The sequence below is a fragment of the Streptacidiphilus sp. MAP12-33 genome (assembly GCF_041261265.1).
Classification (GTDB): Bacteria; Actinomycetota; Actinomycetes; order Streptomycetales; family Streptomycetaceae; genus Streptacidiphilus.
In genome coordinates, this window is the sequence record NZ_JBGCCA010000014.1 from 146,520 (window position 1) to 159,783 (window position 13,264).

The window sequence follows — 13,264 nt, forward strand, 5'->3', positions numbered from 1 at the left end:
TTCCGCGGGCGGCCTGTGGCGCTCGTGATGGAGAGATCATGACCAACCTGATCAGCGAGATCGACAACGCGTCGGTCCGCGATGACATCCCGACCTTCCGCGCCGGTGACACCGTGAACGTCCACGTTCGCGTCATCGAGGGCAACCGCTCCCGTATCCAGCAGTTCAAGGGTGTTGTCATCCGCCGCCAGGGTGCGGGCGTCCGCGAGACCTTCACGGTCCGCAAGGTCTCCTTCAACGTCGGCGTCGAGCGCACCTTCCCGGTGCACACCCCGATCGTCGAGAAGATCGAGCTCGTGTCCCGTGGCGCCGTCCGTCGCGCGAAGCTCTACTACCTGCGCGAGCTGCGCGGCAAGGCCGCCAAGATCAAGGAGAAGCGCGACAACTGAGTTTCGCGCTCAGCCTGATGGCTTAGGCTGCTGCCCGCCATGGAAACGCAGCAGCTTCCCGAGGACCGCGACAGCGCTCCGTCCCCCGTCGACGACGAGGGGACCGAGGCGCCGTCGCGGTCCTTCGGCGTTCCCGGCGCCCTGCGTGTCATGCGGCAGTGGCGCGGCACGCTCGCGCTCGTCGCGGTCTGCGTCCTGGTCCTGGTGCTGGTGAACCGTTTCGTCGCCCAGCCGTTCACGATCCCGTCCGGCTCGATGGAGAACACCCTCGCGGTCGGTGACCGGGTGCTGGTCAACAAGCTCTCCTACGACTTCGGCGGCGCCCCGCAGCGCGGCGACGTGATCGTCTTCGACGGCCGTGGCTCCTTCGTCGACACCGTGACCCAGGACACCGAGGACGGTTCGGGCAACGACTTCGTCAAGCGCGTCATCGGCATCGGCGGCGACACCGTCAAGTGCTGTGACGTCCATGGCCGGATCACCGTCGACGGCGTGCCGCTCGACGAGAGCTCCTACCTCTACCCGGGCGCCGCGCCGTCGAGCTTCCCGTTCGTGGTGCAGGTGCCGGCCGGCGAGCTGTTCGTGCTCGGGGACAACCGGGCCGTCTCCGCGGACTCCCGCGCGCACCTGGGCGACCCCGGCGGCGGCTTCGTGCCGGTGAGCCGGGTCGTCGGGCGCGCGGAGTGGGTCATCATGCCCGTCGGTCACTGGCGCTCGCTCGGTCGCCCGGCGGTCTTCGCCACGCTGGACCGTGCGATCGCGGCGGGAGGTGCGGCCCGTGGGCACCAGGGGTAAGCCGCGCGGCGGCGCGGAACCGGCGCCGATGCGCCACGACTTCACGTCCTCCCCGGAGACGTTCTCCGCAGAGCCGTCCTCCCCGGAGACGTCCTCCGCCCAGGACAGCGCTTTCGCCGACCCCGCCGGAGCCGGGGACAGCTCGCGCGCCGGTCGCGGGCGCGCGGACCGACGCCGCAGCGCGCTGCGCGCCAAGCGGCGGCGGCAACGCTCGCTGGTGCGGGAGGTGCCGTTGGTCATCGGGGTGGCGCTGGCGATCACACTGCTGCTGCAGACCTTCCTGGTCCAGGTTTTCTCGATCCCCTCGGGGTCGATGCAGAACACCATCGCCATCGGCGACCGGGTGGCCGTGGACAAGCTCTCGCCGTGGTTCGGCTGGACCCCGCAGCGTGGTGACGTCGTCGTCTTCAACGACCCGAGCGACTGGCTCGCCAACGACCCGGTGCCCTCCTCGGGCCCGGTGCTCGGCGCTGTGAAGGGCGCTTTCACCTTCCTCGGCCTGTTGCCCTCGGACCGCGACCTGATCAAGCGGGTCATCGGCCTGCCGGGCGACACCGTCGCCTGCTGCGGCGCCGACGGGAAGATCACGGTCAACGGGCACGAGATCGACGAGCCCTACCTCTACGCGGGCAACCCGCCCTCGCGGATCCCGTTCAAGGTGACGGTGCCGGCCGGGGAGTTGTGGGTGATGGGTGACCATCGCGACATCTCGGCCGACTCCCGGTACCACATGAGCGAGCCGGGGGGCGGCTTCGTGCCGGAGAAGGACGTGGTGGGACGGGCCGTCGCGATTGTCTGGCCGATCTCGCGCTGGCAGTCCCTACCGGGCGGTCAGCAAAGTGTTCGTCAAGTTTCCTCGGCGGGACCCCTCCACCCGGTTCCTGCGGAACTCCCGATCGTTATGGGTGTGGTCGCGGCTGCGCCTGGGGTGGGGCGCCTTCGCCGGGGCCGCCGCACGTGAGGTGTCGCGGGTGGGACGGGTGGTAGCGGGTGCAGGTGCAAGGTAGCGAGGAGGCGACGTGGGGGACTTGGTGATCGGTGCCCGCTCTGGTGTCGGCGAGCCCGAGGACTCCGGCGGCCGTACCGTAGGGTCCGTGGACGACAAGGCACGCGGGGAAGCCGCCGAGGAGAAGAGCGAGGCTGCGGAGAAGATGGGCGATCAGGCGGGGAGTTCGACTCCGGACCTCTCTCGGGACGAGGACTACCTCGGCTCCGGCGGTTCTGCCGGAGGCGGCGCGGGCGGGGGTGCCCTGGGCGACGAACCCGACGGCCCGTCCGCCACGGCGAGCGCCGCGGCCACAGCCGCGTCGACGAAGACGGCGAAGAAGCAGCGCTCCTTCTGGAAGGAGCTGCCGATCCTCGTCATCGTGGCGCTCGCGCTCGCGCTGCTGATCAAGACCTTCCTGGTGCAGGCCTTCTCGATTCCCTCGGGCTCGATGGAGAACACCCTCCAGGTCGGCGACCGCGTCCTGGTCGACAAGCTGACGCCCAACTTCGGCGCCAAGCCCTCCCGGGGCGAGGTCGTGGTCTTCCACGACCCGAGCGACTGGCTGGCGGGCGAGCCCGGCCAGCAGCAGAGCAGCAACGGCTTCGTCCGCGGCTTCCAGGACGTGCTGTCCTGGATCGGCCTGATGCCCTCGGTCAACGAGAAGGATCTGATCAAGCGGGTCATCGCGGTCGGCGGCGACACCATCAGCTGCAAGGGCACCGGCCCGGTCTACGTCAACGGCAAGGCGCTGACCGAGCCCTACCTCTACCCGGGCAGCACCGCCTGCGGCGACAAGAACATCCCCACGTTCAAGGTCCCGGCCGACTCGATCTACGTCATGGGCGACCACCGCCAGGACTCGCTCGACTCGCGCTACCACTCGGACGAGCCCGGTGGCGGCTCGGTGCCGGACAAGGACGTGGTGGGCCGCGCGATCGTGGTGGCCTGGCCGATCTCGCACTGGAAGACGCTGCCGATCCCGGACACCTTCTCCCAGCCGGGCATCACCAACCAGGCGCTCGCTCTCACCGCGGGCCACCCGGGCTTCGCCGGCCTCGCCGCCGCCGTCCCGCTCACCTGGCTGAACCGGCGGCGCAAGCTGCGCCAGAAGTAGCGGCCGGCGTTCTCCGCCCTTCCTCGCCGTTCTTCGGTGAACTCTTGCGGGGGCCGTGGTACCGACGAGTAATCTGCTCGAACGCACCACGGCCCTCCGCCGTGTGCGGCGGCATCGCGGTATCGAGCGGGGAGCGGCACATGGCGGGACGGAAGCCCACGGCGGGCGCGGTGATCCAGGCGCTGGGCATCGGGATCGGGCTGGTCGCGATGGTCGGCGGCTTCGTGCTGATCGCCCTGCAGTACCGCCCGTACCAGGTGCCGACCGGATCGATGGAGCCGACGGTCAACGCCGGGCAGACGGTCATCGCCGAGAAGGTCTCCGGCTCCGACATCGGCCGGGGCGACATCGTCGTCTTCAAGGACACCGACTGGGGCAACACCGCCATGGTGAAGCGGGTCATCGGTGTCGGCGGGGACGTGGTGAAGTGCTGCGACGCCCAGGGCCGGGTCACCGTCAACGGCGTCCCCGTCAACGAGACCTACCTCGACGAGAACCCGACTGTGGGCCGGGCCGGCCCCGCCGACCAGCAGTTCTCCGCCACGGTCCCGGCCGGGCGGCTGTGGCTGATGGGTGACAACCGGGCGATCTCGGAGGACTCCCGGGTCCACCTCGACCAGCTCGGCGGCACCGTCCCCGCCTCGACCGTGGTCGGCCGCGTCGAGGGCGTCGTCCTCCCGCTCGGCTCCATGCACAGCATCGCCCGCACGACGGTCTTCGACGCCCTCCCCGGACGCGCCGCGACCGACCACGGACCGCTCGGCCTGGCCGCCTACGCGGCGGTCGGCGGCGGGGCGCTGGTGTTGATCACCGCGGGGGCGGGTACGGTCGCTGGCATAGTGAAGCGACGGCGCACGCGCGGAGCGTGAGCGGGGCTCGGACGACGAGAGGCCGTGCATGGGACCGAAGCGGCGCCGGGCGGCGCGGGTGCTGCTGCTCGATCCGCAGGACCGGATCCTGCTGCTGCACGGGTTCGACCCGCAGGAACCCGGCCGCCAGTGGTGGTTCACCCCGGGCGGCGGCGTCGAGGAGGGAGAGGATCTCGCGGACGCGGCGTACCGCGAGATCGCGGAGGAGACCGGCATCCGCGACGCGCACCTGGGCGCGCTCCTGGCCACCCGTGCGACCGAGTTCCAGTTCGACGGACGTATGTACGCCCAGGACGAGTGGTACTACCTGGCCCGCACCGACACGGTCGAGACCGATGTCTCGGGCCAGACCGAGCTCGAACAGCGCAGCACGGACGAGCTGCGCTGGTGGACTCTGGACCAGTTGGCCGCCACCCGCGAGACGATCTATCCGAACGGGCTGACGAAGCTGCTGGGCCAGGTCCTGCGCAAAGGCCCACCGGCCCGCCCGGTCAGGCTCTCCGGGCCGCGCCTGTGGTCCACAATGGTTGGACGTACGCACAGCTGAGGGGAACGTAGGGATGAGTGCCGAGGATCTCGAGAAGTACGAGACCGAGATGGAGCTCAAGCTCTACCGGGAGTACCGGGACGTCGTCGGTCTGTTCAAGTACGTCATCGAGACCGAGCGCCGCTTCTACCTGACCAACGACTACGAACTCAAGGTCCACTCGCTCCAGGGCGAGGTGTTCTTCGAGGTCACGATGGCGGACGCGTGGGTCTGGGACATGTACCGTCCGGCGCGCTTCGTCCGGCAGGTGCGGGTGCTCACGTTCAAGGACGTCAACGTGGAGGAGCTGGCCAAGAGCGATCTGGAGCTCCCGCAGGACGACGCCGGCTTCGGCGGCACCGGTCACTGACGCGAGGAGTTTTCCACACCCGGGGTTTGTCCACAGGCTCGCCGGGGTCATTGGATTCGCGCTCCGCGCAGCGGAAGGCTGCTGCGCGGAGGTGATCCCCGATGACCGCACGGACCCAGGCGCTCGGCGCCTACGGAGAGCGCGCCGCCGTTCGGCACCTGGAGCAGGCCGGGCTGCGCATCCTCGACCGGAACTGGCGCTGCCGGGCCGGTGAGCTCGACATCGTCGCGCTCGACCCCCTGCCGGGCGGCAGCGTCCTCGCCGTCTGCGAGGTGAAGACCCGTACCGAGGGCGGTCGGCAGAGCCCCTCGGAGGCCATCGACGAGACCAAGGCGATGCGTCTGGCCTGCCTCGCGGAGCGCTGGGTCACGGAGCGGTGGTCGGGGCCGCCGCCCCCGGGCGGTCTGCGGATCGACCTGATCGGCGTCGTCCACGGGCGCCGGGGTCCGGCTCGGGTGACGTACCTGCGCGGGGCGGTGGCCTGAGATGGCCTTCGCCCGCACCGGATCCGTCGCGCTGCTCGGCGTGGACGGCGTCGTGGTCGAGGTCCAGGCCGACATCGAGCCGGGGCTCGCCGCGTTCACCATCGTCGGCCTGCCCGACAAGGCGGTCAACGAGTCCCGGGACCGGGTCCGCGCCGCCGTCGTCAACAGCGGCGAGAAGTGGCCGCTGCGCAAGCTCACCGTCGGCCTCTCCCCGGCCTCGGTGCCCAAGTCCGGCTCGGGCTTCGACCTGGCGATCGCCTGCGCGGTCCTGGCCGCGTGCGAGCGGCTCGAGCCGGCCGTGATCGAGCGGCTGCTGCTCGTCGGCGAGCTCGGCCTGGACGGCCGGGCGCGGCCGGTCCGCGGGGTGCTGCCCGCCGTGCTCGCGGCGGCCGAGGCGGGCTACGCCAGGGTCGCCGTCGCCGAGGCCACCGCAGCCGAGGCGTCGCTGGTGCCGGGCGTCGAGGTGCTCGCCGTCCGCTCGCTGCGGCAGCTGATCGCCCTGCTCTGCGGCGAGCCGGAGCCGGAGGAGCCGCCCGAGCCGCTGATCCCGGCCGGGCCGGATCTGGCGCTCGCGGGTCTGTGCCTGCCCGGGATCGGCATTCGCCGGGTGGGCGCGGACGCCGGTGCGTACGCGGCGGACGGCTGGCGCAAGGACCTGTCCGACGTCGCCGGTCAGTTCGAGGCACGGCGGGCGCTGGAGCTGTCCGCGGCGGGCGGGCACCACCTCTTCCTCAAGGGCCCGCCCGGCGCGGGCAAGACGATGCTGGCCGAGCGACTGCCCGGCATTCTCCCGCCGCTGGGACAGAAGGAGGCGCTGGAGGTCACCGCGATCCACTCCGTGGCCGGTCTGCTCCCGCCGGGCCGCCCGCTGGTGGGGAACCCGCCGTACTGCGCGCCCCATCACAGCGCGACGATGCCGGCCATCGTCGGCGGCGGCAGCGGCCTGCCGCGGCCCGGCGCGGCGTCGCTGGCCCACCGCGGGGTCCTCTTCCTCGACGAGGCCACCGAGTTCAGCGCGCGGGTGCTCGACGCGTTGCGGCAGCCGTTGGAGTCGGGGGAGGTGCTGATCGCCCGCTCGGCGGGCTGGCTGCGGTTGCCGGCCCGGTTCCTGCTCCTGCTCGCAGCCAACCCCTGCCCGTGCGGCCGGTGGTCGCGCCGCGGAGACTCCTGCGGGTGCACGCCGACGATGGTGACGCGCTATCAGGCTCGGCTGAGCGGGCCCCTGTTGGATCGGATCGACCTGCGCGTCGAGGTCGACGCGGTGAGTCGCGCGGAGCTCCTGGAGCGGGCGGCGCCCGCCGAGTCCAGTGCGGTCGTCGCCGCACGCGTCCTGGCCGCGCGGGAGCGGTCGGCCACGCGGTACCGCGACACGCCGTGGCGGCTCAACGGCGAGATCCCGGGCCACGAACTGCGCACCCGCTACCCGCTCGGCCCGGACGCGCTGCGGGACGCGGAACGGGAGATGGAGCGCGGGTTCCTCACCGCCCGCGGCCTCGACCGGGTCCTGCGCGTCGCCTGGACCGCCGCGGATCTCGGCGGTGCAGACCGCCCCCAGCGCGACCACGTCCACACCGCCCTGGCCCTCCGCGGCACCGCCTTCCGCGCGGCACCACCCCCGGACCCCTGCTTCTGACCCACCCACCCCCGGACCGGTTCCGTGCCGGCGCCCCGTCCAGAAGCGCGGCACCGGCACGGAACCCTCCCCACCCCGCCCCCAGGGCCCGCCCTGCCCTGACCCTGCCTGCCCTGACCCGATCGGCCCGGTGCCGGCCGGTAGGCGACCACCGGCCTCCTGGCGTTGTCTCCCCGACCCGACCCGACCCGACCCGACCCTCCCCGCCCCTCCTCCCTGCCCGATCGGCTGCCCGCCCTCTCGGCCCGGGTGCCCTCGGCCCTCTCGGCCCGTCCCTGGATCCGAGGGCCCGCCAGACCCTGTTGGCCAGCCCGCCAGGCCCTGTTGGCCAGTCCGCCCGGCCCGCCCGGTGGGCCGGACCCTCGGCCCCTTCCGTTCGCCCTTCCGCCCGTCCGCTACCGGCTTGCCCGGCTGGGAGCGTCGGGTGACCGTCCCTTACTCGACCCTCGCTCATCGATGGGAGCCCCCATGGACACCGTTGACTGCTCCGAGCCCGTCCCTCCTCCCGCTGCCGGGCTGCTGTCCGAGCGCGAGCGGGTGTGGTGGGCGGCGCTTGGGCGGGTGGTCGAGCCCGGGGACACGCGGGCGGGGCAGCTGATCGAGGAGTGGGGGCCCGAGGAGGCGCTGGCGCGCCTGACGCGGGCGCTGCCCGCGGGGGTGGAGCGGCCCGACGGGGCGCGGGAGCTCGCGCGGGGCGCGCTGATCGGCGCGCGCCTGGTCTGCCGGGGCGAGGCCGGCTGGCCCACGCAGTTGGACGACCTCGGGCCGGCGCGGCCCGTCGCCCTGTGGGTGCGCGGCGCGGCCTCACTGCGGGTGCTGGCCGTGCGGTCCGTCGCCGTCGTCGGCGCGCGGGCCTGCACCGGCTACGGCCAGCGCCTCGCGGCCGATCTCTCGGCGAGCCTGACCGAGCGCGGCTGGACGGTCTTCTCCGGCGCCGCCTACGGCATCGACGCCGCCGCCCACCGAGGCGCTCTCGTCGTCGGCGGCCCGACCGTCGGCGTGCTCGCCTGCGGCGTGGACCAGGCCTACCCGCGCGCCAACGAGCAGCTGCTGCGCCGGATCACGCAGTGCGGCGGCCTGCTGCTCAGCGAGCTGCCGCTGGGCGCCCACCCCAACCGGCCCAGGTTCCTGCAGCGCAACCGCGTCATCGCGGCCCTCACCCGCGGCACGGTCGTCGTGGAGGCGGCCCGCCGCAGCGGCTCGCTCAACACCGCCCGCTGGGCGGGCGATCTGCGCCGGCAGGTGATGGCCGTCCCGGGCCCGGCCACGAGTTCGCTCTCCGGTGGTACGCACGAACTGATCCGCCGCGGCGCGGTCCTCGTCGCGGACGTGGGGGAGGTGGTCGAACAGGTCGGCGAGATCGGAACGGACCTCGCGGCCACGCCGGAGGGGCGTGAACGCCTTCGCGACGCGCTGGCTCCCGAGACTCTGCGCGTGCTCGAATCGCTGCCCGCCTCGGCGCGCGGCGCAAGCCCGGAATCCCTGGTCCAGCGCTGTCTGTTGGGCCCGGACGTGGTGCTGCGGCGGCTCTACGAGCTCGCCTCGCTCGGCCTGGTCGAGCGGCTCGGGGCGCACTGGAGGCTGAATCCGGCGTGCAAGGGGACTTCATAGCGCTCAGAAACCGCATCGTCACGCTACGCTCGCAACCGTTCCGTTGAATGGCCCAATGGATCGTCAGAACGGCTCAAGAACGGCTCAAGCGACGCATGCCCAGGTACGCCAGCTCCCCTGCGGGGGAACCCCGCAGCATCCCCGGCCCGCGCACCGCGCGGGTGCGTACGGTGGACGAGCTCTGGCGCGCCTACAAGGACTCCGGTGACCCGCGGCTGCGCGAGCAACTGATCCTGCACTACTCGCCGCTGGTGAAGTACGTGGCCGGACGCGTGAGTGTCGGCCTGCCGGCCAACGTGGAGCAGGCGGACTTCGTCTCCTCCGGGATCTTCGGCCTGATCGACGCGATCGAGAAGTTCGACCCGGAGCGGGCGATCAAGTTCGAGACGTACGCGATCAGCAGGATCCGCGGCGCGATCATCGACGAACTGCGCGCACTGGACTGGATCCCGCGCTCGATCCGGCAGAAGGCGCGCGCGGTGGAACGCGCCTACGCGACGCTGGAGGTGAGCCTCCGGCGTACGCCGGGCGACTCCGAGGTCGCGGCGGCCATGGGCATCCAGATCGAGGAGCTCCACGGCATCTTCAGCCAGCTCTCGCTGGCCAACGTCGTCGCCCTGGACGAGCTCCTGCACGCCTCGGGGGAGAGCGGGGAGCCCCGCGGCAGCCTGGTCGACACCCTGGTCGACACCGCCGCGGACGACCCCGAGCAGGTCGCCGAGACCCGCGAGGTGCGGCGGCTGCTGGCGCGGGCGATCAACACGCTGCCCGAGAGGGAGAAGACGGTGGTGAGCCTGTACTACTACGAGGGGTTCACGCTGGCGGAGATCGGCAACGTGCTCGGAGTGACGGAGAGCAGGGTCAGCCAGATCCACACCAAGGCGGTGCTCCAGCTGAGAGCGAAGCTCTCCGACGCACGGTGAGTCACCCGCACCCCTGGCGGTAGCCTGAACCCGTGCCGAGAATCCGAGCCGCCTCTGTCGCAGAGCACCGCAAGCTGCAGCACGACGCACTGCTCGACGCCGCCCGCGAGCTCCTGGCCGAGGGCGGCACGGAGGCGTTGACCTTCCCCAGTCTCGCCGCCCGGACGGGCCTGGCCCGCTCCTCGGTGTACGAGTACTTCAAGTCCCGCGCCGCCGTCGTCGAGGCGCTGTGCGCCGTCGACCTGCCGGTGTGGGCCGCCGAGGTCGCGGACGCCGTGCGGGCCGAGCGCACGCCCCAGGCGCGCGTGGGGGCCTACGTGCGGGCGCAGCTCGCGTTCGCCGGGGGCGCCCGCCACCGCGCGCTGGTCGCGCTGTCCGCGCTGGAGTTGGACGACGCCGCGCGCGAGCGCATCCGCGCCGCGCACGGGCTGCTGGCCGGGCCTCTGGTGGAGGCGCTGACCGAGCTGGGGCACCCGCGTCCGGGTCTGGCGGCGCTGCTGCTGCAGGGCACTGTGGAGGCCGCCGCGAGGCGGCTGGAGCTGTGCGCCGCGGCGGACGAGTCGCCGGAGACGGTGGTCGAGACGGCGATCGCCCTGGTGCTGGACGGCGTCAGCGGGAGCAGCCGCGCCTGACCGGGGGCGACCAGGGCCAGGGGATCGAGGTAGTGCCGTCCGCGCAGCAGGCCCCAGTGCAGGCAGCTGACCGGGCAGTGCCCGCCGTGCGCGGCCAGGGAGCCGAGGACGGTGCCGGCGCCCACCGCCTCGCCGATCGTGACCTTCGCCTCCACCGGCTCGAAGGTGGTCCGCAGTGGCGGCGATCCCGTGCCGCTCAGCTCCACCGCGACGACCGGCTTCCCGGCGATCACCCCCACGTACGAGACGACGCCGGCCCGGACCGAGCGCACGGACGTGCCCACGGCGGCCGCCAGGTCCACCCCGCGATGGCCCGCCGCCCACCGCACGGGCGGCGGGGCGAACCGGCGCAGTACGTCCGCGAGCGTGCCGCCCGTCGGCAGCGGCCGCACCAGCCCACCGGACCAACCCGGTCGACCGGACCAGCCGGGCACGCCGGACCAGCCGGGCACGCCGGAACCGTCCGGCCCGGCGGAGGCTGCGTGGGCCCGCCCCGGCGGGCCGAGCGCCGCCAGGACGAGCCAGAGCGCCAGCCCGAGCAGGAGCAGCAGCCGCCGCCCACCGGGCAGCGGGGGGATCGGGGCGTAGGCGCCGGAAGAGCAGGAAGAGCTGGAAGGGCTCGAAGGGCTCGAAGAGCTGGAGGCGCTGGTCCGGTTCATGCCCGCACTCTGCCGACCGGACCGGACACCTGCGCCCACCCGCCGCCTGCTTGTGGACAAACCAGCCCCTGTGGAAAACCTCCTCACCCGTTCGGATGAGCCCGGGGGCCCGGCCGCGGTCGCCTGCTGTCCGGCGCGTCCCGTACACTTCTTTCGCGACCCGGCGTGCCGGGTCGACTTCGCACGCCCCGCGCCGGTTCTCCGGCGCTAGTGCCGCTCGGTCCTCGGTCAGCCCCTCGTGGGGAGCCCTGGAGCCGGCACGCAGCAGGGCGTCAGGCGCCACGGCCACCGGCCGCGGCGGAACAACCGAGCAAACTCAAGGAGTACGGCCATGGCCGTCGTCACGATGCGGGAGCTGCTGGAGAGCGGCGTCCACTTCGGTCACCAGACCCGTCGTTGGAACCCGAAGATGAAGCGCTTCATCTTCACGGAGCGCAACGGCATCTACATCATCGACCTGCTGCAGTCGCTGAACTACATCGACCGCGCGTACGAGTTCGTCAAGGAGACGGTCGCCCACGGCGGCTCCGTCCTCTTCGTCGGCACCAAGAAGCAGGCCCAGGAGGCCATCGCCGAGCAGGCCGGTCGCGTGGGCATGCCCTACGTCAACCAGCGCTGGCTCGGCGGCATGCTGACCAACTTCTCCACCGTCTACAAGCGTCTGCAGCGCCTCAAGGAGCTCGGCGAGATCGACTTCACGGATGTGCCCGGCTCGGGCCTCACCAAGAAGGAGCTCCTCGTCCTGCAGCGCGAGTACGAGAAGCTGGAGAAGACCCTCGGCGGTATCCGCGACATGCAGCGCGTGCCGTCCGCGGTGTGGATCGTCGACACCAAGAAGGAGCACATCGCCGTCGGCGAGGCTCGCAAGCTCAAGATCCCGGTCGTCGCGATCCTCGACACCAACTGCGACCCCGACGAGGTCGACTACAAGATCCCGGGCAACGACGACGCGATCCGCTCCGTCACGCTGCTGACCCGCGTGGTCGCCGACGCCGTCGCCGAGGGCCTGATGGCCCGTTCCGGTGCCGCCAAGGCCGACGCCAAGCCGGCCGAGTCGGGTGCCGACCAGCCGCTGGCCGAGTGGGAGCTCGAGCAGCTCGCCGGCGCCGAGAAGAAGGCCGACGAGGCCGAGGCCCCCGCCGCCGAGGCCGAGGTCCAGACCTCCGCCGAGACCGAGAAGGTCGCCGACGCCGAGGTCGCCGAGGTCGCTGAGGTCGTCGAGGTCGTCGAGACCCCCGCCGCCGAGGCCGAGGCCGAGTAGGCCTGAACCGCCTGACTGCTTGACACGAGGAGGGGTACGGCGGCGACCGCCGACGTACCCCTTCCGTGTGTCGAGCGCCCGCGATTCTTCGCTCACTTCACAAGACAACGCGAGAAGAGACTCAGGAACCATGGCGAACTTTTCCGCCGCGGACGTCAAGAAGCTCCGCGAGCTCACCGGCGCCGGGATGATGGACTGCAAGAAGGCCCTGGACGAGAGCGAGGGCGACGTCGAGAAGGCGGTCGAGCTGCTCCGCATCAAGGGCCAGAAGGGTGTCGCCAAGCGTGAGGGCCGCGACGCCTCGAACGGCGCCGTCGTCTCCCTCGTCGAGGGCACCTCCGGCGTCCTGGTCGAGCTGAACTGCGAGACCGACTTCGTCGCCAAGGGTGACCGCTTCGTGGCCGTCGCCAACGAGCTGGCCGCCTTCGTCGCCAAGACCTCCCCGGCCGACATCGACGCCGCCCTGGCCGCCGAGATCGAGCCCGGCAAGACCGTCCAGCAGTTCGTGGACGAGGCCAACGCGGGCCTGGGCGAGAAGATTGTCTTCCGTCGCTTCGCCCAGTTCAACGACGGCAACTACGTCAACGTCTACATGCACCGCACCGACCCGGACCTGCCGCCGGCCATCGGCGTCATGGTCGAGCTGGACGGCGAGAACGAGGACGTCGCCAAGGGCGTCGCCCAGCACATCGCCGCCTTCGGCCCGGGCTACCTCTCCCGCGAGGAGATCCCGGCCGACGTGCTCGACAACGAGCGCCGCATCGCCGAGGCCACCGCGCGCGAGGAGGGCAAGCCCGAGGCTGCCCTGCCGAAGATCGTCGAGGGTCGCGTGACCGGCTTCGTCAAGGAGAACGCCGTTCTCGAGCAGGCCTACGCCCGCGACAACAAGAAGACCGTCCAGAAGGTCCTGGACGAGGCCGGCGTCAAGCTGGTCCGCTTCGTCCGCTTCCGCGTCGGCGCCTGATCCTTCGGATCGAGCGACGGGGCCGGCCTCGGCCAGCCCCTACGA

14 protein-coding genes and 1 pseudogene are annotated in these 13,264 nt (G+C 72.1%); 14 read left to right on the plus strand and 1 reads right to left on the minus strand.

The features are described from left to right. The first annotated feature begins 38 nt into the window (after positions 1–38). From rplS to ABH931_RS16415, 12 genes are all read left to right on the plus strand, one after another. Positions 39–389, plus strand: a complete 351-nt coding sequence (rplS, locus tag ABH931_RS16360; protein ID WP_370113771.1) for a 50S ribosomal protein L19 — start codon at positions 39–41, stop codon at positions 387–389. A 39-nt stretch (positions 390–428) separates the two neighbouring features. Continuing rightward, the gene (lepB, locus tag ABH931_RS16365) at positions 429–1,184 is read left to right on the plus strand and encodes a signal peptidase I (protein WP_370113773.1); all 756 of its coding nucleotides are present in this window, start codon (positions 429–431) and stop codon (positions 1,182–1,184) included. After that, positions 1,168–2,145, plus strand: a complete 978-nt coding sequence (gene lepB / locus ABH931_RS16370) for a signal peptidase I (RefSeq protein WP_370113775.1) — start codon at positions 1,168–1,170, stop codon at positions 2,143–2,145. Before lepB (ABH931_RS16365) ends, lepB (ABH931_RS16370) begins: the two co-directional genes overlap by 17 nt. Before the next feature lie 58 nt (positions 2,146–2,203). Continuing rightward, positions 2,204–3,286, plus strand: coding sequence for a signal peptidase I (gene lepB, locus ABH931_RS16375; RefSeq protein ID WP_370113777.1), 1,083 nt, complete (start codon positions 2,204–2,206; stop codon positions 3,284–3,286). A gap of 140 nt (positions 3,287–3,426) precedes the next feature. Then, positions 3,427–4,155, plus strand: a complete 729-nt coding sequence (gene lepB, locus ABH931_RS16380; protein WP_370113779.1) for a signal peptidase I — start codon at positions 3,427–3,429, stop codon at positions 4,153–4,155. 28 nt (positions 4,156–4,183) lie between these two features. Further along, positions 4,184–4,702 (plus strand): NUDIX hydrolase, encoded by a 519-nt coding sequence (locus ABH931_RS16385; RefSeq protein WP_370113781.1) that lies wholly within the window; start codon positions 4,184–4,186, stop codon positions 4,700–4,702. 13 nt (positions 4,703–4,715) lie between these two features. After that, a complete protein-coding gene (locus ABH931_RS16390; protein WP_370113783.1) occupies positions 4,716–5,051 on the plus strand; it encodes a DUF2469 domain-containing protein in 336 nt (111 codons plus the stop codon). A gap of 101 nt (positions 5,052–5,152) precedes the next feature. Then, positions 5,153–5,536, plus strand: a complete 384-nt coding sequence (locus ABH931_RS16395; protein WP_370113785.1) for a YraN family protein — start codon at positions 5,153–5,155, stop codon at positions 5,534–5,536. A 1-nt stretch (position 5,537) separates the two neighbouring features. Further along, a complete protein-coding gene (locus ABH931_RS16400; RefSeq protein WP_370113786.1) occupies positions 5,538–7,169 on the plus strand; it encodes a YifB family Mg chelatase-like AAA ATPase in 1,632 nt (543 codons plus the stop codon). A 468-nt stretch (positions 7,170–7,637) separates the two neighbouring features. Further along, positions 7,638–8,780, plus strand: coding sequence for a DNA-processing protein DprA (gene dprA, locus ABH931_RS16405; RefSeq protein ID WP_370113788.1), 1,143 nt, complete (start codon positions 7,638–7,640; stop codon positions 8,778–8,780). A 95-nt stretch (positions 8,781–8,875) separates the two neighbouring features. Beyond that, complete coding sequence (gene whiG, locus ABH931_RS16410; protein WP_370113790.1) at positions 8,876–9,703, plus strand: RNA polymerase sigma factor WhiG; 828 nt, start codon at positions 8,876–8,878, stop codon at positions 9,701–9,703. Positions 9,704–9,735: 32 nt separating this feature from the next. Continuing rightward, complete coding sequence (locus ABH931_RS16415; protein WP_370113791.1) at positions 9,736–10,335, plus strand: TetR/AcrR family transcriptional regulator; 600 nt, start codon at positions 9,736–9,738, stop codon at positions 10,333–10,335. A gap of 80 nt (positions 10,336–10,415) precedes the next feature. Here the strand turns inward: ABH931_RS16415 and ABH931_RS16420 are convergent. Beyond that, positions 10,416–10,994, minus strand: a pseudogene (locus ABH931_RS16420) (hypothetical protein); the annotation flags it as partial. A gap of 331 nt (positions 10,995–11,325) precedes the next feature. On the opposite strand from ABH931_RS16420, the gene rpsB reads away from it, so the two are divergent. Continuing rightward, entirely contained in the window at positions 11,326–12,255 is a 930-nt protein-coding gene (rpsB, locus tag ABH931_RS16425; protein WP_370113793.1) for a 30S ribosomal protein S2, read from the plus strand. A gap of 130 nt (positions 12,256–12,385) precedes the next feature. After that, positions 12,386–13,219, plus strand: a complete 834-nt coding sequence (tsf, locus tag ABH931_RS16430) for a translation elongation factor Ts (protein ID WP_370113795.1) — start codon at positions 12,386–12,388, stop codon at positions 13,217–13,219. The last annotated feature ends 45 nt before the right edge of the window (positions 13,220–13,264 follow it).